This is a genomic window from Massilia sp. CFBP9026 (assembly GCF_034045165.1).
In the GTDB taxonomy this organism is placed as follows: domain Bacteria; phylum Pseudomonadota; class Gammaproteobacteria; order Burkholderiales; family Burkholderiaceae_D; genus Telluria; species Telluria arenae.
In genome coordinates this window covers 195,609-217,205 of sequence record NZ_JAXCWH010000006.1, presented here as the reverse complement: position 1 = coordinate 217,205, position 21,597 = coordinate 195,609, and the positions used below count along the sequence as shown (strand labels likewise).

Annotated in this window: 18 protein-coding genes and 1 tRNA gene; 1 reads left to right on the top strand and 18 read right to left on the bottom strand. The window is 63.6% G+C overall.

Annotation, left to right across the window (positions count from 1 at the left end):
* Positions 1 to 29: 29 nt before the first annotated feature.
* Together SOM28_RS16445 and SOM28_RS16440 are read right to left on the bottom strand one after the other, a co-directional pair.
* Positions 30 to 105, bottom strand: a tRNA-Asn gene (locus SOM28_RS16445).
* A gap of 114 nt (positions 106 to 219) precedes the next feature.
* A complete protein-coding gene (locus SOM28_RS16440) occupies positions 220 to 1,431 on the bottom strand; it encodes an amino acid aminotransferase (RefSeq protein ID WP_123072078.1) in 1,212 nt (403 codons plus the stop codon).
* A 107-nt stretch (positions 1,432 to 1,538) separates the two neighbouring features.
* Between SOM28_RS16440 and uvrB the strand changes: the two genes are divergently transcribed.
* Positions 1,539 to 3,635 (top strand): excinuclease ABC subunit UvrB, encoded by a 2,097-nt coding sequence (uvrB, locus tag SOM28_RS16435; RefSeq protein ID WP_123072077.1) that lies wholly within the window; start codon positions 1,539 to 1,541, stop codon positions 3,633 to 3,635.
* Positions 3,636 to 3,823: 188 nt separating this feature from the next.
* Here uvrB and SOM28_RS16430 read toward each other — a convergent pair whose 3' ends face one another.
* The 16 genes from SOM28_RS16430 to ispG form a co-directional block, all read right to left on the bottom strand.
* On the bottom strand, positions 3,824 to 5,833 hold the full coding sequence (locus SOM28_RS16430) for a hybrid sensor histidine kinase/response regulator (RefSeq protein WP_320468745.1): 2,010 nt from the start codon (positions 5,831 to 5,833) through the stop codon (positions 3,824 to 3,826).
* Positions 5,834 to 5,930: 97 nt separating this feature from the next.
* Complete coding sequence (locus SOM28_RS16425; RefSeq protein ID WP_320468744.1) at positions 5,931 to 6,563, bottom strand: PEP-CTERM sorting domain-containing protein; 633 nt, start codon at positions 6,561 to 6,563, stop codon at positions 5,931 to 5,933.
* Between the two features lie 137 nt (positions 6,564 to 6,700).
* A complete protein-coding gene (locus tag SOM28_RS16420) occupies positions 6,701 to 7,345 on the bottom strand; it encodes a PEP-CTERM sorting domain-containing protein (protein ID WP_221176226.1) in 645 nt (214 codons plus the stop codon).
* Positions 7,346 to 7,505: 160 nt separating this feature from the next.
* Positions 7,506 to 8,102, bottom strand: a complete 597-nt coding sequence (locus SOM28_RS16415) for a MarC family protein (protein ID WP_123071965.1) — start codon at positions 8,100 to 8,102, stop codon at positions 7,506 to 7,508.
* 206 nt (positions 8,103 to 8,308) lie between these two features.
* Entirely contained in the window at positions 8,309 to 8,848 is a 540-nt protein-coding gene (locus SOM28_RS16410) for a phosphoribosyltransferase (RefSeq protein ID WP_123071966.1), read from the bottom strand.
* A gap of 24 nt (positions 8,849 to 8,872) precedes the next feature.
* A complete protein-coding gene (locus SOM28_RS16405; RefSeq protein ID WP_123071967.1) occupies positions 8,873 to 10,189 on the bottom strand; it encodes an adenylosuccinate synthase in 1,317 nt (438 codons plus the stop codon).
* Between the two features lie 3 nt (positions 10,190 to 10,192).
* The gene (locus tag SOM28_RS16400) at positions 10,193 to 11,347 is read right to left on the bottom strand and encodes an ATP phosphoribosyltransferase regulatory subunit (protein ID WP_320468743.1); all 1,155 of its coding nucleotides are present in this window, start codon (positions 11,345 to 11,347) and stop codon (positions 10,193 to 10,195) included.
* A 335-nt stretch (positions 11,348 to 11,682) separates the two neighbouring features.
* Positions 11,683 to 12,561 (bottom strand): protease modulator HflC, encoded by an 879-nt coding sequence (hflC, locus tag SOM28_RS16395; protein ID WP_123071968.1) that lies wholly within the window; start codon positions 12,559 to 12,561, stop codon positions 11,683 to 11,685.
* Positions 12,561 to 13,847, bottom strand: a complete 1,287-nt coding sequence (gene hflK, locus SOM28_RS16390; RefSeq protein ID WP_123071969.1) for an FtsH protease activity modulator HflK — start codon at positions 13,845 to 13,847, stop codon at positions 12,561 to 12,563. The genes hflC and hflK overlap by 1 nt, the downstream gene beginning before the upstream one ends.
* Before the next feature lie 3 nt (positions 13,848 to 13,850).
* Positions 13,851 to 15,062, bottom strand: coding sequence for a GTPase HflX (hflX, locus tag SOM28_RS16385; protein WP_229415101.1), 1,212 nt, complete (start codon positions 15,060 to 15,062; stop codon positions 13,851 to 13,853).
* Between the two features lie 32 nt (positions 15,063 to 15,094).
* The gene (hfq, locus tag SOM28_RS16380) at positions 15,095 to 15,334 is read right to left on the bottom strand and encodes an RNA chaperone Hfq (protein ID WP_005666255.1); all 240 of its coding nucleotides are present in this window, start codon (positions 15,332 to 15,334) and stop codon (positions 15,095 to 15,097) included.
* Positions 15,335 to 15,503: 169 nt separating this feature from the next.
* On the bottom strand, positions 15,504 to 16,841 hold the full coding sequence (gene der, locus SOM28_RS16375) for a ribosome biogenesis GTPase Der (protein WP_123071971.1): 1,338 nt from the start codon (positions 16,839 to 16,841) through the stop codon (positions 15,504 to 15,506).
* Positions 16,842 to 16,849: 8 nt separating this feature from the next.
* The gene (bamB, locus tag SOM28_RS16370; protein ID WP_320468742.1) at positions 16,850 to 18,004 is read right to left on the bottom strand and encodes an outer membrane protein assembly factor BamB; all 1,155 of its coding nucleotides are present in this window, start codon (positions 18,002 to 18,004) and stop codon (positions 16,850 to 16,852) included.
* Positions 18,005 to 18,088: 84 nt separating this feature from the next.
* Positions 18,089 to 18,769, bottom strand: coding sequence for a YfgM family protein (locus tag SOM28_RS16365; protein ID WP_320468741.1), 681 nt, complete (start codon positions 18,767 to 18,769; stop codon positions 18,089 to 18,091).
* A gap of 48 nt (positions 18,770 to 18,817) precedes the next feature.
* On the bottom strand, positions 18,818 to 20,170 hold the full coding sequence (gene hisS, locus SOM28_RS16360) for a histidine--tRNA ligase (protein ID WP_320468740.1): 1,353 nt from the start codon (positions 20,168 to 20,170) through the stop codon (positions 18,818 to 18,820).
* 130 nt (positions 20,171 to 20,300) lie between these two features.
* Positions 20,301 to 21,587 carry a flavodoxin-dependent (E)-4-hydroxy-3-methylbut-2-enyl-diphosphate synthase gene (gene ispG / locus SOM28_RS16355; protein ID WP_320468739.1) on the bottom strand — a complete coding sequence of 429 codons (1,287 nt, stop codon included), beginning with the start codon at positions 21,585 to 21,587 and terminating at the stop codon, positions 20,301 to 20,303.
* Positions 21,588 to 21,597 lie beyond the last annotated feature (10 nt).

Here is a 21,597-nt window from a genome sequence, read left to right as displayed (position 1 = left end):
GCATCCTCAGATGCGGCCTCTTCTAATTCTGGCTCCCCGACCTGGACTCGAACCAGGGACCTGCGGATTAACAGTCCGTCGCTCTACCAACTGAGCTATCAGGGAATTGATGCTTGCATTATATGGCTGCTGAAACGTTTCTGTCAAATTTGCCCAGATCGCAACCGCCACTCCTGCTGCTCTCCGCACACGCCGTAACGCTTGCGGAGAGCCGGGATTTTAGAGAACTTTGGCAACCGCGTCAACGACGCGATCGATATTGGTCGAGTTCAGCGCGGCGACGCAGATGCGGCCGGTGTCCACGGCGTAGATCGATTCGTCGCGCAGCTTGCCCACTTGTTCCTTGGTCAGGCCCGAATACGAGAACATGCCGACCTGTTCGCGCACGAATTCGAAGTCGTGCCCCGGGGCCTTGGCCTTCAGCTTCTCGACCATCGCGCCGCGCATTTCGCGGATGCGCACGCGCATGCCGGCCAGCTCTTCTTCCCACAGCTTGCGCAGCTCAGGGGTCGACAGCACGGTCGCGACGACCTTGCCGCCATGGGTCGGCGGGTTCGAGTAGTTGGTACGCACCACGCGCTTGAGTTGCGACAGCACGCGGGCCGCCTCTTCGCCACTGGTGGCGACGATCGACAGCGCGCCGACGCGCTCGCCGTACAGCGAGAACGACTTCGAGAACGAGTTCGACACCAGGAGCGGCATGCCGGTCGCGGCGAAGCGGCGCACGACGGCGCCGTCTTCATCGATACCGTTGGCGAAGCCCTGGTAGGCCATGTCCAGGAACGGTACCAGGCCGCCAGCCTGCACGGCGGCGATAACCTGATCCCACTGCTCTTGCGACAGGTCGGCGCCGGTCGGGTTGTGGCAGCAGGCATGCAGCACGACGATCGCGCCGGCCGGCATGGCCTTGAGCGCGGCCAGCATGCCGTCGAAGTTCACGCCGCGGGTGCTTGGATCGTAGTAGGCGTAGTTGTGGACGGTGAAGCCGGCGCTTTCGAACAGCGCGCGGTGGTTTTCCCAGCTCGGGTCGCTGATGTACACGTCCGAATTCGGCAGGAAACGCTTGAGGAAATCGGCGCCGATCTTGAGCGCGCCGGTGCCGCCCAGGGCTTGCACGGTGATCGCACGCTTCTCTTGAATTACGGCGCTGTCGGCACCAAATACCAGTTCTTGTACGGCCTTGTCGTACGCCGCCAGGCCGTCGATCGGCAGGTAGGTGCGCGGCGCAGGCTGCTCCATCAGTTTCGCTTCCGCTTTCTGTACGCACTCCAACAGTGGCACCTTGCCGTTATTGTCATAATAGACGCCCACGCCGAGGTTGATCTTGGCAGGGTTGGTATCGGCATTGAAGGCTTCGGTGATACCCAGGATCGGGTCGCGCGGGGCCATCTCAATGGCGCCAAAAAGGCTGGCAGAGGCAGTGGAAGTCATCGTGATAAACTCAGTTGTTTCGGCTGGGTTGACAGCGGTTGTATAGACAGCGGCCCTTGTGTTGCAGGGCCGCGAGCGGATTCTCATTCTAACAAAGGTCTGTAAGTATGGCTGATTTATCCATCGCAACTTCCCCGGAACCGACGGTCATCACCTTCCCGGATTCGCCCTTCAAGCTGCACCAGCCCTTCCCGCCGGCCGGCGACCAGCCGACCGCGATCGAGGGCCTGATCGACGGCATCAACGATGGCCTGTCGTACCAGACGCTGCTTGGCGTGACGGGCTCGGGCAAGACGTACACGATGGCCAATGTGATCGCGCGCGCCGGGCGTCCGGCGATCGTGTTCGCACCCAACAAAACGTTGGCGGCCCAGCTGTATTCGGAGTTCCGCGAATTCTTCCCGCAGAACGCGGTCGAGTATTTCGTCTCCTACTACGATTACTACCAGCCCGAAGCCTATGTGCCGCAGCGCGACCTGTTCATCGAAAAGGACTCGTCGATCAACGAGCACATCGAGCAGATGCGCCTGTCGTGCACCAAGTCGCTCATGGAACGGCGCGACGTGGTCATCGTGGCCACCGTGTCGGCGATCTACGGTATCGGTAATCCGAACGAATACCACAAGATGATCCTCACCCTGCGCCACAAGGATAAAGTGGCGCAGCGCGACATCATCGCGCGCCTGATCCAGATGCAGTACACCCGCAACGAGATGGATTTCTCGCGCGGCAGTTTCCGTGTGCGCGGCGACACCATCGACATCTTCCCGGCCGAGCACGCCGAGCTGGCGATCCGCGTCGAGATGTTCGACGATGAGATCGAATCGCTGCAGCTGTTCGACCCGCTGACGGGCCGCGTACGCCAGAAGATCCCGCGCTTTACCGTATATCCGGGCTCGCACTACGTGACCCCGCGCTCGACGGTCCTGCGCGCGGTCGAGTCGATCAAGGCCGAGTTGCGCGATCGCCTCGAGGAATTCCGCCAGCAGAACAAGCTGATCGAAGAGCAGCGCCTCGAACAGCGCACCCGCTTCGACCTCGAGATGATGGCCGAGATCGGCTTTACCAAGGGCATCGAGAACTACTCGCGCCACCTGTCCGGCGCGATGCCGGGCGAACCGCCTCCGACGCTGATCGACTACCTGCCGAAAGACGCCCTGATGTTCATGGACGAGTCGCACGTGATGATCGGCCAGCTCAACGCCATGTACAGCGGCGACCGCTCGCGCAAGACCAACCTGGTCGACTATGGCTTCCGCCTGCCGTCGGCATTGGACAACCGCCCGCTCAAATTCCAGGAATTCGAGAGCAAGGCGCGCCAGACGATCTTTGTCTCGGCCACGCCGGCCGATTACGAGCAGGGCAAGGCCGATAATGTGGTCGAGCAGGTGGTGCGTCCCACCGGCCTGGTCGACCCGCAGATCATCGTGCGCCCCGCCCTGTCGCAGGTCGACGACCTGATGAGCGAGATCAACGACCGGGTCGCCAAGGACGAGCGCGTGCTGGTCACCACGCTGACCAAGCGCATGGCCGAGCAGCTCACCGAATACCTGGGCGACCACGGCATCAAGGTGCGCTACCTGCACAGCGATATCGATACGGTCGAGCGCGTGGAGATCCTGCGCGACCTGCGTCTGGGCACCTTCGACGTGCTGGTCGGGATCAACCTGCTGCGCGAGGGCCTGGACTTGCCCGAGGTGTCGCTGGTGGCGGTGCTCGATGCAGATAAAGAGGGCTTCCTGCGCTCCGAACGTTCGCTGATCCAGACCATCGGCCGCGCGGCGCGTAACCTCAACGGCGTGGCGATCCTGTACGGCGACCAGATCACCGATTCGATGCGGCGCGCGATCGACGAGACCGAGCGTCGCCGCGCCAAGCAGATCGCCTTCAACGAGGCCAATGGCATCACGCCGAAGGGTGTGCACAAGAAGATCAAGGAAATGATCGACGGCGTGTACAGCAGCGCCGCGCAGAAGGCCATGGTCGAGGGCGTGCACGAGGATGCGGCGACGGCCAAGGTCGAGTCGATGAGCGAGAAGCAGATCAGCAAGGAGATCAAGCGCCTCGAGAAGCTCATGGTCGACCATGCCAAGAACCTCGAGTTCGAGAAGGCGGCGCAGGTGCGCGATCAGCTGCATGTGCTCAAGCAGCAGGCGTTCGGGGCGCCGGGGGCGGATAATGTGGTGTCGATGTTGGGCAAGTAACGCACCCGCCAGTTCGCAACGCTCGCCCGTCGTTCCCGCCCTCGCCGGGCGCCTTGGCGGGAACCTAACGCTGACGCTATGTCGACTGCCTCAAACGTAGTCTCTCAGCAGGCGACTTAGGTTCCCGCCTGCGCGGGAACGACGTTTTTTGGCAGCGGACAGGATTACCTTCGTACGGTGCTGACGCCCTACACCGCCACCGCCGCCAGCAACTCCAGCAGCTTCGCCAGATCCGCCGGCTTGGCCATGTGATGATCGAATCCGGCATGGTGCGCACGCTGCCGGTCTTCCTCCTGCCCATACCCCGTCAGCGCCACCAGCATCGCCTGCGTGGTTTCGGGCATCGCCCGCAGCCGGCGCGCCAGTTCGTGGCCGTCGATGTCGGGCAGGCCGATATCGAGCAGGGCAACGTCCGGAGGCGCCTGCAGCGCGCTCGCCAATGCTCCCTTGCCGTCGTATTCGACCTTGACCTCGTAGCCGCTCATCTCCAGCAGCGTCCCCAGCATCTGGGCCGCATCGACGTTATCGTCGACCACCAGCACCTTCAGTCCGCGCGCCCCACGCGACTGCACGTCGAGCCGCGGCGGGCCCGCTTCCGGCGCCGCGGCCAGGCACGGCAGATACACCACGAACTCGCTGCCCTTGCCCAGGCCTTCGCTATGCGCCTCCACCCGTCCGCCATGCAGCACGGCCAGGCTCTTGACCAGCGCCAGGCCGAGCCCCAGGCCGCCCTGCGAGCGGTCGGGCGTGCGCTCGGCCTGGATGAACAGGTCAAAAATGTAGGGCAGGATCGGCGGATCGATGCCCTGCCCGTTGTCGCGCACCGCCACCCGCACGTCGCCCGCCTCGATGCGCGCGCTGAGCACGATGCATCCGCCCGGCGTCGTGTACTTGGCGGCGTTGTTGAGGATGTTCGAGACCACCTGGACCAGGCGCGTGCGGTCGCCCTCCACGCGCAGCGCGCCGGAGGCGATCTCGCAGTGCAGTTCGTGGCCGCGCGCATCCATCAGCGGGCGCACCTGCTCCACCGCGGCGCCCACGATCTCGCGTACTTCCAGCGCCTCCCTGGTGATGGTCACCTGGCCGCGTGTCACACGCGAGACGTCGAGCAGGTCATTGACCAGGGACGTCATGTGCTGGGCCTGGCGCGCGATGATGTCGCTGGCGCGCTGGATGCCTGGCGCGTCCATCTGGCCGCGCTGCAGCAGCTGAGCCGCCGTCGTGATCGGCGCCAGCGGGTTGCGCAGCTCGTGCGCCAGCATCGCCAGGAACTGGTCCTTCTGGCGGTTGGCGGCGCGCAGCTCGTCCTCGATGTGCTTGCGCGCCGTGACGTCGCTGCCTTCGACGAAGATGCCGGAGACCTTGCCGTGCTGGTCGTGGATCGGCTGGTAGACGAAGTCGATGAAGCGCTCTTCCAGCGGCGCATCGCGGTCGCGCTGCACGCGCAGCGGCACCGCATGGCCGACGAACGGCTGGCCGGTCTGGTACACGTGGTCAAGCAGCTCGAAGAAGCCCTGTCCCTTCACCTCGGGCAGCGCGTCGCGCACGGCCTTGCCCACCAGCGCGCGGTGGCCCACCAGCTGCAGGTAGGAGCGGTTGGTCAGTTCGAACACATGGTCCGGGCCGCGCAGCACGGCGATGATGCCGGGCGCCTGCTCGAACAAGGTCACCAGGCGCTCATTCTCTTCCTCGCGGTAGCGCTGGGCCAGCACCTCGCCCGTCATCTCGACGCAGGCGCAGAACATGCCGGCCACGGTGCCGTCCTCGTCGCGCACCGGAGAGTAGGAAAAGCGGAACCAGGTATCCTCGTCGTAGCCGTGACGGCGCATGCGCAGCGGCAGGCGGTCCATATAGCTCGCCTCGCCCTTGAGCGCGCGCACGACCAGCGGATGGATGTCGAGCCAGATCTCGGCCCAGACGTCGTGGAATCGCCTGCCGAGCGCGGCCGGATGCTTGTCGCCCAGGATCGCGATGTAGGAGTCGTTGTACAGGAAGCCGAGCTCGCCGCCCCAGGCGACGAACATCGGGAACTTCGAGTTGAGCATGAGGCCGACCGTCGTACGTAGCGCCTGCGGCCAGGTGCGCGGATGCCCCAGGGGCGAGGCCGACCAGTCGTGGGCGCGCATCATCGCGCCCATCACCCCTCCCCCGCTGAGAAAGGGCAGCCATTCGGTCGGTAACGCGGATTCCTGATTCATTCTTGTGCCGGGAGTCGCGTACAGTCTACGCAATTGCAGTGTGACAGATTTGTCCGGCGACTCCCGCACGGATGACCGGAACAGGGCTGCTTGCCGCTCAGTCTCCCCGCGCGCGCCGCCGCCTGCACAGACCGAGACAGCCGAGCGCCATGCCGATCAGCGACAAGGTTCCTGGCTCCGGGATCTGGCTGATCGCCAGCTCGACCGAGACGTCGTCGAAGAAGATGCCCGAAGGGTCGTGGTAGCCGGATAACTGCAGGATGGTCGACGCCGATGTCGCCAGCAGGTTGCGGATGACGATCTGCGTGGACGGGCCGCCCGTCGTGATATCGGTGGACGTGTTCGTGGTCGGGAAGTTGTAGATGGCCGTGGCCAGCGCGTCGCCGAACATCACCTGTATTCCATTATCAAACTGAAATATCGGGAAGCCTCCCGGGCCGATCACGCCGTCGGCGTACAGCCAGAAGCTCAGGTCGTAGCGCTGGCCGATCGTCGTCGGCAGGACCTGGGTGGCGAAGCAGGAGAACTCGGGCCCGAAGCAGCCGGTACTGAGCGAGTTGACCCCGCTTTGCGCGCCGCGGCCGGCGTCGCCCAGAAACCAGCCTTCGGTGAGTTCCCACGTGCCATCGTTCAATTCGAAACTGCCGTCGCGGACAATATTGGCACTTGCCGGCACGGCGACCGCCACCGCAAGCAGGATTGCCGCGGCAACACGCATTACGGATTTCATCGAGACCTCCTCTGAACACATCCGGGAGTAAACGATGATTGATTTTCACGAGGACGAAGTCAAGGAACGCCATCTGACGGGAGTCAATGCGGTGGCGAGTCCTGCACAGATGGCTTCAGGACGGCAGGACCTGCTCCTCAGCCGGCACGCACGCGGCGCCTGCGCGCCAGCGCCAGTCCGCCCATTGCCAGGCCGAGCAGGGACAGCGTGCCCGGCTCCGGCACCTCGCCCGGCTCTTCGCCAGGCACTGCCTCGACCACGACGTTGTCGAGATAGATGCCGGCCGGATTGTGGTAGCCGGCGAACTGCAGGACGGTCGATGCGGAAGTCGCCAGGATATTGCTGATGGTGATCAGCGTCGAAGGTCCACCGGGGTTGAAGCTCCCGCTCGTATTCGTCGTCGGGAAATTGATGATGGTCTGGACGATCTCGTCGCCGAACCAGACCCGCAAGCCGTTATCGAAATTCGACACAATGTTGCCATTGCTGTCGACAACGCCGTCGGCGTACAGCCAGAAGCTCAGGTCGTAGCGCTGACCGGCGACAGTGGTCAGGGTCTGGCTGAGCGTGCAGCCGAAATTGGTGCCGATGGTGCAACCGGTACCCGCCGAGAAGCCGCCGTCCTGCGTGCCGCGCTGGTACTGGCTCCAGCTCTCGGTTTGCCATGCGCCTTCGTCGCCGAATGCCTCGAAACTGCCGTCGACGACGATATTGGCGCTGGCCGGTGCGATGACCGCGGCCGCCAGGACGAACGTGGCGGCAAGTTGTTTTGCGAATTTCATCTGACATCCCTTCAGAAATAGTTGGTCTTGTGTCCTCCCATCGAAAGGAAGGTGCTTCTGCCTAAGCAAAAAGCACACCACACCAACAATTTCCTTAGGAATCAAGCAACTAAAGTTGCATCACACCCTACACCACGATCACTGTAAAGAAACCCGACAGTTACAGCGACTGAACGAATTCGCGAATGCCACCCAGCAGCATCTCGATCGACATCGCCGTCAGGATCAGGCCCATCAGGCGCTCGAAGGCGGTCATGACTTGCGGGCCGAGTTTTTGCTGCAGCTTCTCGGCGCTCAGGAACACCATCAGCCACACGATGCCCACGGCAGCCAGCGCGGCGACGTGCACCATCGTGTCGGTGAAGCTCGTGGAAGAAAACAGCAGCACCGTCGCCAGCGCCGACGGACCGGCCAGCGCGGGAATCGCCAGCGGCACGATGAAGGGCTCGCCGCCTTCGCTCTTGCCCAGCACGCCGTCCGGGTGCGGGAAGATCATGCGGATCGCGATCATCAGCAGGATGACGGCGCCGCCGATGCGCAGTGCGACGGGAGAGAGGTGCAGCGCTTCGAGGAAGTGCTTGCCGAAGAACATGAACGTCAACAGCAGCAGGAAGGCGATGCCGCACTCACGGATCACGATCTTGTTGCGGCGCTCGATCGGCGTGTCTTTCAGGGCGGCGGCAAACAGGGGAACGTTACCGAACGGGTCGGTGACGAGGATGAGCAGGATAAAGGTCTGGAAGAAGCTTTGGGTCATGGCTTGTTATTGTTGGGATGCCAAAAGTTTTGGTGACGCAATACTACCAGAGGCCCGAAACGACGTCGTCCCCGCGAAGGCGGGGACCCAAGCTCGCTTGCGCAGCCACTTCGCTTGAAGCAAGTGGTGCGCTGAAAAACTTGGGTCCCCGCCTGCGCGGGGACGACGGGCGGGCGGCGGCTAACTGGGTAGCTGCAGCGGTCTGCTTACTTCTCGAATTTCTTCAACCACGCCGCCAGCTGGTGCGGGCGCAGGCCGTCATACTCTTCGAACGGTTGATGGATCCACGGATTGTGCGGCAGATCGTCCAGGAAGTAATCCGGACGGATCGACGACGTGCCCTTGACCCAGATGACCGCCGATTTCACTTCGGTCACTTGCGGGTAGTTCTCGGTCAGGTGCTGGCTGACTTTACGCAGCGTCACGCCCGAATCGGCCAGGTCGTCGACCAGCAGCACGCGGCCGGCCAGCGGACCCTTGGTCATGGTCATGTACTTCGAGATGTCCAGGTCGCCTTGCTTGGTGCCGGCTTCTTCGCGGTACGAGCTGGTCGACAGGATCGCCAGCGGCACGTCGAAGATGCGCGAGAACACGTCGCCAGGACGCACGCCGCCGCGCGCCAGGCACAGCACCTGATCGAACTTCCAGCCCGATTCATAAACCTGCAGCGCCAGGCGCTCGATCAGGCGGTGGTATTCATCCCAGGAGACCCACAGGTCCTTGTCCGTCGATACGGGGGTATTCATCTTCTACTCCAGATTCTTCTTGATTTATGCTGCGAACGGATGACGCAGGACGATGGTTTCTTCACGGTCCGGACCAGTCGACACCATGTCGATCGGCACGCCAACCAGTTCTTCGATGCGCTTGATGTAGGCGCGGGCATTGGCCGGCAGCTCTTCCATCGACTTGGCGCCGACGGTGGTCTCGGTCCAGCCCGGCATTTCTTCGTACACCGGCTCGCACAGGGCGGCTTCTTCGGCGCCGACCGGGAAGATGTCGACCTCGCGGCCGTCGATCTTGTAACCGGTGCAGAGCTTCAGCGATTCGATGCCGTCCAGCACGTCCAGCTTGGTCAGGCACATGCCCGACACGCCGTTGATCTGGACCGAGCGGCGCAGCAGCGCGGCGTCGAACCAGCCGCAACGACGGGCGCGGCCGGTCACGGTGCCGAATTCATGGCCGATGCGCGACAGGTGCTCGCCCACGCCTTCTTCGGTCGGCAGTTCGGCCGGGAACGGGCCCGAACCGACGCGGGTGGTGTAGGCCTTGGTGATGCCCAGGATGTAGTGCAGCATGTTCGGGCCGACGCCGGCGCCGGCGGCGGCATTGCCGGCCACGCAGTTCGACGAAGTGACGAACGGATAGGTGCCGTGGTCGACGTCGAGCAGCGAACCCTGCGCGCCTTCGAACAGCAGCTTGCCGCCGGCCTTGTGGGCTGCGTACAGCAGCGACGACACGTCGGCGACCATCGGACGCAGGCGCGGCACCAGGGCCATCGCATCGTCGTAGGTGGTCTGGAAGTCGATTGCTTCGCCGCCCAGGTAGTTGACCAGCACGTGGTTGTGGTAGTCCAGGTTTTCCTTGAGCTTCTCGGCGAAGCGTTCCGCGTTGAGCAGGTCGGCGATACGGATCGCGCGGCGCGCGACTTTATCTTCATACGCCGGGCCGATGCCCTTGCAGGTGGTGCCGATCTTGTTCTCGCCGCGCTTGGCTTCGCGCGCCTTGTCGATGGCGACGTGGTACGGCAGGATGATCGGGCACGCCTCGGAGATCTTCAGGCGCGACACGACTTCGATGCCGGCAGCCTGCAGCTTGTCGATCTCGCGCATCACGTCCGGCACCGAGACCACGACGCCGTTGCCGATGTAGCAGGCCACGCCTTCGCGCATGATGCCCGACGGGATCAGCTGCAGCGCGGTCTTCTGGCCCTTGATCACCAGGGTGTGACCAGCGTTATGGCCGCCCTGGAAACGCACCACGCCGGCGGCGTGGTCGGTGAGCCAGTCGACGATCTTACCTTTGCCTTCATCGCCCCACTGGGTGCCGATGACAACGACGTTCTTTGCCACGTTAGTATTTGACATCACTTAACCTAAGTTTTTGAGAATCCAATTTCCGTTTTCGAGGACGAGCACGCGGTCGCACTCGAACTCGTCCTGAACATTGTCGTGACCAGGCATGCTCTGGATCACGACTTCGCCTGCCTTGCGCAGGTCAGCGATTTTTTCCTTCAGCTCGGGGGCGTTGCCCCACGGCGCGCGGATGGAATGCTTGCGCTCGGCCGTCGGCAGCAGCCGGGCCAGTTCGCGCAGGTCGAGCGAGAAGCCGGTCGCCGGACGCGCGCGTCCGAAGGCTTCGCCCACATGATCATAGCGCCCGCCACGGGCGACGGCGTTCGGCAGGCCCGGCACGTACAGCGCGAACATGGCGCCGCTTTCGTACTGGTAGCCGCGCAGGTCGGCAAGGTCGATCGCCACGTCGGCGCGGCCGATGGCGCCAGCCGCCAGCGCCGCCAGTTCGGCCAGCGCGCGCCCGATCCCCGGCAGCGCCGGCAGCTGTTCGCGCGCCTTGGCCAGCACCTCGACGTCGCCGTACAGGTGCGGCAGCGCCAGCAGCGCCTGGCGGGTCTGCGGGTAGTAATTGGTCGAGATCTCGTCCAGGCCCGGCGCATCCTTGGCGCGCAGCAGGCAATATATCTGGGTCTCGTCGCGCTTGGCGGCCGGGTCTTCGTTCAGCAGTGCGCGCAGCACGCCGACGTGGGCCAGGTCCAGGCGCACATTGGTGAAGCCGGCCAGGGCCAGCGAGCCGAGGGCCAGTTCCTGGATCTCGGCGTCGGCTTCCAGGCCGGCATGGCCGTAGATCTCGGCGCCGATCTGCACCGGCTCGCGGGTGGCGTGCAGGCCCGACGGACGGGTATGCAGCACGCTGCCGGCATAGCACAGGCGGGTGATCGATTCGCGGTTCAGCAGGTGGGCGTCGATGCGCGCCACCTGCGTGGTCATGTCGGCGCGCAGGCCGAGCAGGCGGCCCGACAGCGGGTCGATGACCTTGAAGGTCTTCGAATCGGTATCTTCGCCGGCGCCTGCCAGCAGCGACTCGGTGTACTCGAGCAGCGGCGGCATGACCAGCTCGTAGCCGTAGAGCCGGAAGTTATCGAGCATCAGGCGGCGCAGCTCTTCGATCTTGCGCGCTTCGGACGGCAAGACATCGGCAATATTCTCAGGCAATAGCCAGTTCGGCATGGGCAACAGATGGGAGTTGGGATTGTATTTGCGATGGGCGTGCCAGCGCATGGCGCGAACGCCGAATCGGTGATTTTACCCGAAAACGGGCAGATCAAGGAATGGAATGCTGTCTAGACATGGTGGCAGGTTGATAATCTGCCACGGTTTGAGGTGCTGATCGGGGTGGTGGCTTGCAAATGACTTGGGTTCCCGCCTTCGCGGGAACGACGTGCTTTGGCAGGAGGTGAACAGAGGCGCTATACGTTTCTCACCTAGCTTCAAAACCGTCGTTCCCGCGAAGGCGGGAACCCAAGTAATGCATGAACAGCCCCGCACTCAAGCGGAGCCACACATCAGCGGCCCGATGCCCCCGGCTGCTTCATGTACTTGAAGAACTCCGAGCTCGGATCCACCACCAGCACGTCGCTGCGGTCCTTGAAGCTGGCGCGGTAGGCTTCGAGCGAACGGTAGTAGCGGGCGAATTCCGGGTTCTTGCCGAAGGCGTCGGCGTAGATGGCCGAGGCTTTCGCGTCGCCGTCACCCTTGACCTTCTCTGCGTCGCGGAAGGCTTCGGCGATGATCACGGTGCGCTGGCGGTCGGCATCGGCGCGGATCTGTTCCGACTCGGCGGCGCCGGTCGAACGCAGCTCGTTGGCGACGCGGACGCGCTCGGCGCGCATGCGTTCGTACACCGAGTTGTTGATCTGCTCGATGTAATCGACGCGCTTGAGGCGCACGTCGACGATGCCGACACCGATCTCCTTGGCTTCGGCCACGACCTTGGCCTGCACCGCCGCCATCACCGCGGCGCGCTCGCCGGAAATCACTTCGCGCACGGTGCGCTTGGTGATCTCGTCGTTCAGCGCCGCCTTGATGATCTGCGACATGCGGTCGCGGGCACGGCTTTCGTCGCCGCCGAAGCTGACGTAGTACAGGCGCGGATCTTCGATACGCCATTTCATGAAGGCATCCACCAGGATGTTCTTCTTCTCGGCCGTGATGAAGCGGTCGGCGTCAGGCGTGTCCAGCGTGAGGATGCGCTTGTCCAGGTAGATCACGTTCTGGAACGGCGGCGGCAGCTTGAAGTGCAGGCCCGGCTGGGCGATCACTTCCTTCACCTGGCCGAGCGCGAACACGATCGCGAAGCGGCGCTGGTCGACGACGAAGATCGTGGACGACAGCAGCATCAGTGCGATGAAGCCCGCGACGAAAATAGTTACGAGGCGGTTCATCAGCGGGTCTCCCTGTCGCGTGAGGTATCGCGGCTACGCTCGTCTCGCTGGCGCACCGCTTCCAAGGCCTGGGTCACTTCGGCCGGCTGGCCGTTCTGCTGCAACTGCACCGGACCGGATTTGCTGCCGACCTGGGCGTCGTTAGCTGCCTGCTGCTGCATCAGCTTGTCGAGCGGCAGGTACAGCATATTGTTGTTGGCGCGCGAGTCGATCATCACCTTGGTGGTGCTGGTGAAGATCTGCTGCATGGTGTCGATGTACATGCGGTCGCGGGTCACGGCCGGGGCACGCGAGTAAGCTGCCACCACCTGGTCGAAGCGCGAGGCGTTACCGGTCGCGTTCTCGACCACCATCGAGCGGTACGCTTCGGCGTCCTGCTGCAGGCGGAAGGCCTGGCCGCGCGCAGCCGGGATGATCTGGTTGGCATACGCTTCACCTTCATTACGGGCACGGGCACGGTCTTGTCCTGCGCGCACGGCGTCGTCGAAGGCGCTCTGCACCTGCTCCGGCGGCTGCACGCCCTGCATCGTCACGTTGGTGATCAGGGCGCCCAGCGCGTAGCGGTCGCCGATCGCCTGCATCATCGAATGCACGTCGGCGGCGACTTTCTCGCGGCCTTCGTACAGGACGAAGTCCATCTTGTTGCGGCCGACCACTTCGCGGATCGCGGTCTCGGCGATCTGGCGCACGCTGTCGTCCTGGTCGCGGTTGTTGAACAACCAGGCGACCGGGTCCTTGAGCGTGTACTGCACCGCGAACTGGATGTCGATGATGTTTTCGTCATCGGTCAGCATCAGCGCTTCTTGCGGCTGCTTGTTGCGCACGTTCGCACGGTAGCCGATCTCGGCAGTACGGATCTGCGAGGTGTTGACGGTCTCGTGGGCCTGGAACGGATACGGCCAGCGCCAGTTGAAACCCGGCGTGGTCGAGTGGCTGTACTTGCCGAAGGTGGTCACGACGCCGACCTGGCCCTCTTGCACGATGAAGGCGCCGCTGGCGAGCCAGATGAAGCCGACGATGATGGCGATCACGCCGGCGCCGATGCCGGCGCCGCGCATCTCGCCGCGCGGGCTGCCATTGTCGCCGCCGCCGTTATTGTTGCCGCGGCCGCCGAACATGCGGTTCAGGCGCGCATTGAAATCGCGCCACATCTGGTCGAGGTCGGGAGGACCGTCACCGGGGCGGCGACCATCCTGGGCCTTGCGGTCGTCTTCGGGGTTGCGTCCCCAGCGTGGGTCGTTCAGCGACAGTTTGACGCCGAATCTTTTTAGTAGAGAAACAAGCATAGGCTAGTTGGGCCTGACATGGGTGGAAGTTGGCATATTGTCGGCAAGACCGCCGGGGTGCGCGTCCACCGACGCGTCGTCCTCGGCGAGCCCGAAGGCTTCGTCCTGCTCTTCGTTTTCTGGGTTGCTGTACCCGCCTGACCCCGGCGCGGACGCGGCTGCCTCGGCGATTGCCGAACGCAGCAGATCCAGGCCGGCGCCACTGTGGGCGCTGATGAAAACCCGGTTGATCTTATCATACTCATCACGCTCGATCCCAGGTTCCAGGCCGGCGGCATCGATCTTGTTCCATACCAAAATTTGCGGAACATGATCTGCGCCAATCTCGCGCAAGACTTCATTGACCTGTTCGACCTGTTCCATGCGCGTCGGGGAGGCGCTGTCGACCACGTGCAGCAAGAGGTCGGCATGGATGGTTTCTTCCAGCGTGGCGCGGAAAGCCGCCACCAGCTGGTGGGGCAGTTCGCGCACGAAACCGACGGTGTCCGAGATCACGACGCTGCCCACCTCGTCGTTCAGGTACATGCGGCGGCTGGTGGTGTCGAGGGTCGCGAACAGCTGGTTCGCCACGTACACGCCGGCTTTCGTCAGCGTGTTGAACAGGGTCGACTTGCCGGCATTGGTATAACCGACGAGCGACACCGAAAAAGTCTTGTTGCGGCCGCGCTGGCGGCGCTGGGTTTCGTGCTGCTTGCGCAGCTTGGCCAGGCGCGCGCGCAGCATCTTGACCCGCTCGCCGATCAGCCGGCGGTCGGTCTCGAGCTGGGTTTCACCCGGACCGCGCAGGCCGATACCGCCCTTTTGACGTTCAAGGTGGGTCCAGCCGCGGATCAGGCGCGTGGCCAGGTGCTGCAGTTGCGCCAGCTCGACCTGGAGTTTACCCTCGTGGCTCTTGGCGCGCTGCGCGAAGATATCGAGGATCAGGCTGGTACGGTCGATCACGCGCAGCTGGAGACGGCGTTCCAGGTTGCGCTGCTGGGCGGGAGAGAGAGCGTGATTGAAGATGACGATCTCGGCGCCAAGGGCCTTGGCGTCGAGGGCGATTTCGTCGGCCTTGCCGCTGCCGACGAAATGCGCGGGGTCCGGGCTGCTGCGCTTCGCCGTGATCGTGGTGATCGGATCGGCGCCGGCGGAGCGCGCAAGCAGCGACAGCTCTTCGAGACTGGCGGCAAAGTCGCCAGTCCCAAAGTCGATGCCGACCAGCGCTGCGCGCAAGGTGGGAGTGCCGGGGGCGTCAGCCATCGGCCTTACTCGGCTTCGTTGGAGTCAAGGTTGAGGTTGACGGCACGTGCCGGCACGACGGTGGAAATGGCATGCTTGTAGACCATCTGGGTCACGGTATTACGAAGCAGAACGACGTATTGGTCGAAGGATTCGATATGGCCCTGGAGTTTGATACCGTTGACGAGGTAGATGGAGACAGGGACGTGTTCCTTGCGCAAGGCGTTGAGGAATGGGTCTTGTAACAGTTGCCCTTTGTTGCTCATAACAGCTCCGTAATGTTGTTGTAGTTAAAAGTTTGAGGCGATTTGCCGGTTTTCAAGTAGCTAGGGCCATATTCTGCGTGAGCGAATGCAGCCCTAAGCCTACTGTAACCTGTTTTGCCGGTTTTTGTCGTACTGCTAAGTTTAAGAACGACTTAATCGCCTCGGCAAATCAATCCTTGGCAAACGGGTTTTTACCGCTACGCAGCTCGATCCGCAGCGGCGTGCCGACGAGGCTGAACGTCTCGCGGAAATGCTTTTCCAGATAACGCTTGTACGGCTCGGTAATGCCTTCGAGGGCATTACCGTGGATGACGATGATCGGCGGGTTCTGGCCACCCTGGTGGGCGTAGCGCATCTTCGGACGCGAGGTACCCTTGCGCTTCGGCTCCTGCTTCTCGACCGCTTCTTGCAGCGCGCGCGTCAGGCGCGGCGTCGACAGGTTGGCGGTGGCGGCGGCATAGGCCGCTTCGACCGATTTCATCAGCTGCGACACGCCGGTGCCGCGCAGCGCCGACACGAAGTGGGTCTTGGCGAAACTGAGGAAGTCCAGCTTGCGGTCGAGGTCGATCTTGACCTCGTCGCGGTCCTGCGTCTGCAGGCCATCCCATTTATTCACGGCCACGACCAGCGCCCTGCCCGACTCAAGGATGAAGCCGGCGATGTGCGCATCCTGCTCCGAGATATCCTGCTGGGCGTCGAGCAGCAGGATCACGACGTTGGCGTCCGAGATCGACTGCATGGTCTTGACCACCGAGAATTTCTCGATCGCCTCGAACACCTTGCCGCGGCGGCGGATACCGGCGGTGTCGATCAGCGTGAAGCGCTTGCCGTCGCGTTCGAACGGCACTTCGATCGAATCGCGGGTGGTGCCCGGCATGTCGAAGGCGATCACGCGCTGCTCGCCGACCAGGGTGTTGATCAGGGTCGACTTGCCGACGTTGGGACGGCCGACGATGGCGATCTTGAAGCCGTGGTCGGCCGGCTCGAGCTCTTCGGGCTCTTCCGGACGGCCTTCGAAAGCCATGTCGAGCGCCTCGTTGACCAGGTCGGTGACGCCGTCGCCATGGGCGGCGGAGATGACGTAAGGGTCGCCCATGCCGAGTTCATAGAAATCGGCGGTGACCGAGGTGTACTTCATGCCTTCCGACTTGTTCACCACCAGCATGACCTTGCGGCCGCTCTTGCGCAGGAAGTCGGTGATGGTCTTGTCGTGCGGGGTCAGGCCCTGGCGGCCGTCCACGATGAACACGACCACGTCGGCCTCGGCCACGGCCTGGCGCGTCTGCAGCGCCATTTCGTGCATGATGCCTTCTTTGGCGACCGGCTCGAAACCGCCCGTGTCGATGACCAGGAATGGCCGTTCGCCAATCCGGCCTTCGCCATAGTGGCGGTCGCGTGTCAGGCCAGGGAGGTCGGCCACCAGCGCGTCACGCGAACGGGTCAGGCGGTTAAATAAGGTCGATTTCCCGACGTTGGGACGACCTACGAGTGCGATTACCGGCTTCATGTTTTATTCTATTCGACCGCGATGGCGGTCACAGTTCCATTTTGTGTTTGAAAAATCAGGTTTGTGCCGGCCACCAGCGGCGTGCCCATGATCGGGCTGCCATCGGTCGCTGCGCGCGCCAGGAAAGATCCGTCCTCGCGCGACAGGAAGTGCACGAAGCCCTCGAAGTCGCCGACCGCGACGGCGCGGCCATACGACAGCGGGGTCGACAGGCGGCGGAAGGCCAGCTTGTCGTTCTTCCAGCTGGAAGAACCCGTGTCGCGGGTGAAGGCATGCAGGGCGCCCTTGTCGTCGGGTGCGAACACATACAACTGGTCGACGGCGACGCCGGCGTCGGACGACAGGTCGCGCGTCCACTTGGCCGAACCGGTGACCAGGTCGAAGCAGCCTACGCGGCCTTGATAGGACGCGGCGCACACCTCGTTCTCGAACAGCACCGGGGCGCCACCGATATCGGTCACGCGCTCCAGTTCGGTAGCGCCGCGCGAGACGCCCACCTCGACGTCCCAGCGCGGCGCGCCGGTGGCCAGGATCATCGACGACAGCTTGCCGCCCGGCTGGGCGACGATGACGTCGCCGCCGGCCACGATCATGCCCGGCGCATTGCGCAGGGTGAGCGGCGGCGCGACCTTTTGCACGGTCCACTTGGTCTTGCCATTGGCGGCATCGATGCCGACGATGCGGTTGTCGATCGAGCGCGCCACGACGATGCCTTGCGACACCACCGGCGCCGACAGGATTTCGCTCGACAGCTGGCTCGTCCACAATTTCTTGCCGTCCATGTCGAAGGCCAGCAGCTGGCCCTTGTCGGCGCCAACCACGATCAGGTTGCCGTCGGTGCCGACGCCAGCCGACAGTTCGGTATCGGCCTTGATGCGCCACAGCTGCTTGCCGCTCGCGGCTTCGACGCGCGCGATGGCGCCGTCGGCGCCGGCCACGACCACCGTGTTGCCGGTCAGCGCGGGCGAGAAGGTGTAGCCGTGCGCCTTGCCGATATCAAGTTTCCATGCGGTACGCACGGCCATGCTGCCTTTCAGCTCGACCAGCTTGGCCGGCTGGTCGCCCTTCTTTTCAGACGCGAATGGATTGAGCGAATTGAGGGTCGAGCAACCCGTCATCAGGGCCAGTACGCCGACACCAACAAGCTTGCTGCAAATACGCATTTTGTTCTACCTTGTTCCTGGACTATAGAGGACGCAAGGCCCGCGCCGCCGTCAGGCGTGCGCGGGCCCTCTCATGGGGGAGGATTACGCGGCTGCCTTTTGCTCGGCAGCTGCTTCCGATTTCTTATCTGCCGGCACGGTGCCGCCGATCGCTTCCAGCTTGATCTGCACCAGCTGGCGGCCCGGCGCATTCGGATCCATGGCGGCGATCGCCGCGACATAGGCCGCGCGCGCTTCGTTCAACTTGTTCTGCGCGACCAGCACGTCACCCTTGCGGTCGTTCACTTCCGACGTGAACTGCGGCAGGAACTTGCCGTTCAAGACCTTCAGCGCTTCGTCGAATGCCTTCTCGTCCAGCAGCACGCCGGCCAGGCGCAGGTTGGCGATCGACTTGTATTCGTCGTTGCCGTGCTCGGCCGCCCACTGCAGGTGCGTCTTGGCAGTTTTCAGGTCGTTGGCTTCGAAGGCGGTCTTGGCCGCGGCCAGGGCCGCCATCGTGGCGTAGGCCGACGATTCGTACTTGGCGCGGATGTCGCCCGCGACGCGCTGCACCTTGGCATTATCGTTCGCCAGCAGCGAGGTCTGCAGCTCGTCATAGAGCGCCGACGCCTCGACCGACTTGTTGCGCTGGTGGGTTTTCCAGTAGTTCCAGCCGGCGTAGGAGCCGAGCGCGAGAATCAGGACCCAGATGATGATATTGCCGTACTGCGACCAGAACGCCTTGAAGGAATCAAGCTGTTCCTGTTCCTGGTGATCGTATGCCATGTGCGTATTCTTGTAGTGAGTGGTTCGAAAATGTGGCCCGTGCCGGGATTAATGCCGGTGCACGTGGTCGTGGTCGTGGTCGCAGTCGGGGCCGTGAACATGTCCACCGACGATCTGGTCGACCAGGTAGTCGACCACTTCCTCGAACGGCACGCTGGCCTGCTGCTGTTCGCCAATCTCGCCGCGCATGGTCTTCACTTGCGCGGCATTGTTCGCGATCTCGTCCTGGCCGATGATGACGGCAAAGGCCGCGCCGCTGCCATCGGCCTTCTTCATCTGGCTCTTGAAGCTGCCCGCACCCGTTGGAGTTGCGCAATGTAACACAACATCCAGGCCGGCATCCCGAATCCTCTCGGCCAGGATGAAGGACTGCAGTTGCGCTTCTTCACCCTGGTGGACCATGTAGACGTCGCACACGTTTGGCTCGGCCGGTTCGCCCAGGCCTTTCATGAGCTCGATGATGCGTTCCATGCCCATCGCGAAACCGACCGCCGGGGTCGGCTTGCCGCCGAAGGTCTCGATCAGCGGATCGTAGCGTCCGCCGGCGCAGATGGTGCCCTGGGCGCCCAGCTCGTCGGTGACCCACTCGAACACGGTGCGGTTGTAGTAATCCAGGCCGCGCACCAGGCGCGGGTTGACGGTGTACTGCACCGCGTTCTTGTCCAGCAGCGCCTTGACGCCGTTGAAGTGGGCCAGCGACTCTTCGCCCAGGTAATCCAGCAGGCGCGGCGCGGCATTGACCATCTCTTGCATCGCCGGATTCTTGGTGTCCAGGATGCGCAGCGGATTGCTGTGCAGGCGGCGCTTGGCTTCGGCGTCGAGGATGTCTTCGTGCTTTTCCAGATACACGATCAGGTCGGCGCGGTGGCGGTTGCGCTCTTCGGCATTGCCGATCGAGTTCAGTTCGAGACGCACGTTCTGCAGGCCCAGGTCATCCCACAGGCGGCGCGACATCATGATCATCTCGGCGTCGATGTCCGGGCCCGAGAAGCCGATCGCTTCGGCGCCGAACTGGAAGAACTGGCGGTAGCGGCCGCGCTGCGGACGCTCGTGGCGGAACATCGGGCCCTTGTACCACAGGCGGCGCGGGCCGTCGTAGACCAGGTTGTGCTCGAGCACGGCGCGCACGACGCTGGCCGTGCCTTCCGGACGCAGGGTCAACTGGTCGCCGTTCATCGAGTCTTCGAAGGAATACATCTCCTTCTCGACGATGTCGGTGACGGCGCCGATGGCGCGCGCGAACAGGCCCGTCTGCTCGACGATCGGGGTCACGATCTTCTGGTAGCCGTAGCTCTTGAGGATCGTTTCGGTGGTGTTCTCGAACAGCTCCCACAGCGGCGCATCTTGCGGCAGGATGTCGTTCATGCCTTTGATGGCGACGATTTTTTCTGGTTTGGACATAAGTGTTAGCTCTCAAATCACCGTCGTTCCTGCGGAGGCGGGAACCCAAGTTTGCATGCGTTACGGCAGCGCTGGAAAACTTGGGTTCCCGCCTTCGCGGGAACGACGTGTTGTGGCCGGTGGCCGTATTCTATTGCGTTACCGATTCTCGGCCGTAATTCTTCTTCACATAATCGAGCACGATGGCCTGGAACTCGTCGACGATGCGCTCACCGCGCAGGGTCGCGAATTTCTGGCCATCGACGAACACCGGCGCGGCCGGCGATTCGCCGGTGCCCGGCAGGCTGATGCCGATGTTCGCATGCTTCGATTCGCCCGGGCCGTTGACGATGCAGCCCATCACGGCCACGTTCATCGCTTCCACGCCTGGATAGGTTTTCTTCCATTCCGGCATCTGCTCGCGCAGGAAAGTCTGGATATTGTCCGCCAGCTCCTGGAACACGGTCGAGGTCGTACGGCCGCAACCCGGGCAGGCGATCACCATCGGGGTGAACTTGCGCAGGCCCATGGTTTGCAGGATTTCCTGGCCCACCACCACCTCGCGGGTACGGTCGCCGCCCGGCTCAGGCGTGAGCGAGATGCGGATGGTGTCGCCGATGCCCTCTTGCAGCAGCACGGACAATGCCGCGGTCGAGGCGACGATGCCCTTGCTGCCCATGCCGGCCTCGGTCAGGCCCAGGTGCAGCGGGTAGTCGCAGCGGCGCGCCAGTTCGCGGTAGACCGCGATCAGGTCCTGCACGCCCGAGACCTTGCACGACAGGATGATCTTGTCGCGCGCCAGGCCGACTTCTTCGGCGCGCACGGCGTTCTCGATCGCCGACGTGATCAGGGCTTCGTACATCACCGCCTGGGCGCTCCACGGATTGGCGCGCGCGGCGTTCTCGTCCATGATGCGGGCCAGCAGCGACTGGTCCAGACTGCCCCAGTTGACGCCGATGCGGACCGGCTTGTCGTATTTGGCGGCGATCTCGATCATCTGGGCGAACTGGGTGTCGCGCTTGGCGCCCTGCCCCACATTACCCGGATTGATGCGGTATTTCGACAGCGCCTGCGCGCATTCCGGATAGTCGCGCAGCAGCAGGTGGCCGTTGTAGTGGAAGTCGCCCACCAGCGGCACGTCGACTTCCATGCGGTCGAGCTGTTCGCGGATCGCCGGCACGGCGGCAGCCGCCGCCGGCGTGTCGACCGTGATGCGCACGATCTCGGAACCGGCGCGCGCCAGGTCCTTGATCTGGATCGCGGTGCCGATCGCGTCGGCGGTGTCGGTATTGGTCATCGACTGCACCACCACCGGCGCGTCGCCGCCCACCCACACCGTACGGGCGCCGTGCGAGACGGCCACCTTGCGGCTGGCGCGACGCGCCAGCGGGCCGGAGGGAATTGCTTCGGAGATGCAGCCTTGATTCAACGAGTTCATCGGTTTTGTT

What these genes read in the sequence shown, in the direction of transcription:
- SOM28_RS16440 (WP_123072078.1), bottom strand. Translation starts at nt 1,431, where the DNA reads ATGACTTCCACTGCCTCTGCCAGCCTTTTTGGCGCCATTGAGATGGCC.
- uvrB (WP_123072077.1), top strand. Translation starts at nt 1,539, where the DNA reads ATGGCTGATTTATCCATCGCAACTTCCCCGGAACCGACGGTCATCACC.
- SOM28_RS16430 (WP_320468745.1), bottom strand. Translation starts at nt 5,833, where the DNA reads ATGAATCAGGAATCCGCGTTACCGACCGAATGGCTGCCCTTTCTCAGC.
- SOM28_RS16425 (WP_320468744.1), bottom strand. Translation starts at nt 6,563, where the DNA reads ATGAAATCCGTAATGCGTGTTGCCGCGGCAATCCTGCTTGCGGTGGCG.
- SOM28_RS16420 (WP_221176226.1), bottom strand. Translation starts at nt 7,345, where the DNA reads ATGAAATTCGCAAAACAACTTGCCGCCACGTTCGTCCTGGCGGCCGCG.
- SOM28_RS16415 (WP_123071965.1), bottom strand. Translation starts at nt 8,102, where the DNA reads ATGACCCAAAGCTTCTTCCAGACCTTTATCCTGCTCATCCTCGTCACC.
- SOM28_RS16410 (WP_123071966.1), bottom strand. Translation starts at nt 8,848, where the DNA reads ATGAATACCCCCGTATCGACGGACAAGGACCTGTGGGTCTCCTGGGAT.
- SOM28_RS16405 (WP_123071967.1), bottom strand. Translation starts at nt 10,189, where the DNA reads ATGTCAAATACTAACGTGGCAAAGAACGTCGTTGTCATCGGCACCCAG.
- SOM28_RS16400 (WP_320468743.1), bottom strand. Translation starts at nt 11,347, where the DNA reads ATGCCGAACTGGCTATTGCCTGAGAATATTGCCGATGTCTTGCCGTCC.
- hflC (WP_123071968.1), bottom strand. Translation starts at nt 12,561, where the DNA reads ATGAACCGCCTCGTAACTATTTTCGTCGCGGGCTTCATCGCACTGATG.
- hflK (WP_123071969.1), bottom strand. Translation starts at nt 13,847, where the DNA reads ATGCTTGTTTCTCTACTAAAAAGATTCGGCGTCAAACTGTCGCTGAAC.
- hfq (WP_005666255.1), bottom strand. Translation starts at nt 15,334, where the DNA reads ATGAGCAACAAAGGGCAACTGTTACAAGACCCATTCCTCAACGCCTTG.
- der (WP_123071971.1), bottom strand. Translation starts at nt 16,841, where the DNA reads ATGAAGCCGGTAATCGCACTCGTAGGTCGTCCCAACGTCGGGAAATCG.
- bamB (WP_320468742.1), bottom strand. Translation starts at nt 18,004, where the DNA reads ATGCGTATTTGCAGCAAGCTTGTTGGTGTCGGCGTACTGGCCCTGATG.
- SOM28_RS16365 (WP_320468741.1), bottom strand. Translation starts at nt 18,769, where the DNA reads ATGGCATACGATCACCAGGAACAGGAACAGCTTGATTCCTTCAAGGCG.
- hisS (WP_320468740.1), bottom strand. Translation starts at nt 20,170, where the DNA reads ATGTCCAAACCAGAAAAAATCGTCGCCATCAAAGGCATGAACGACATC.
- ispG (WP_320468739.1), bottom strand. Translation starts at nt 21,587, where the DNA reads ATGAACTCGTTGAATCAAGGCTGCATCTCCGAAGCAATTCCCTCCGGC.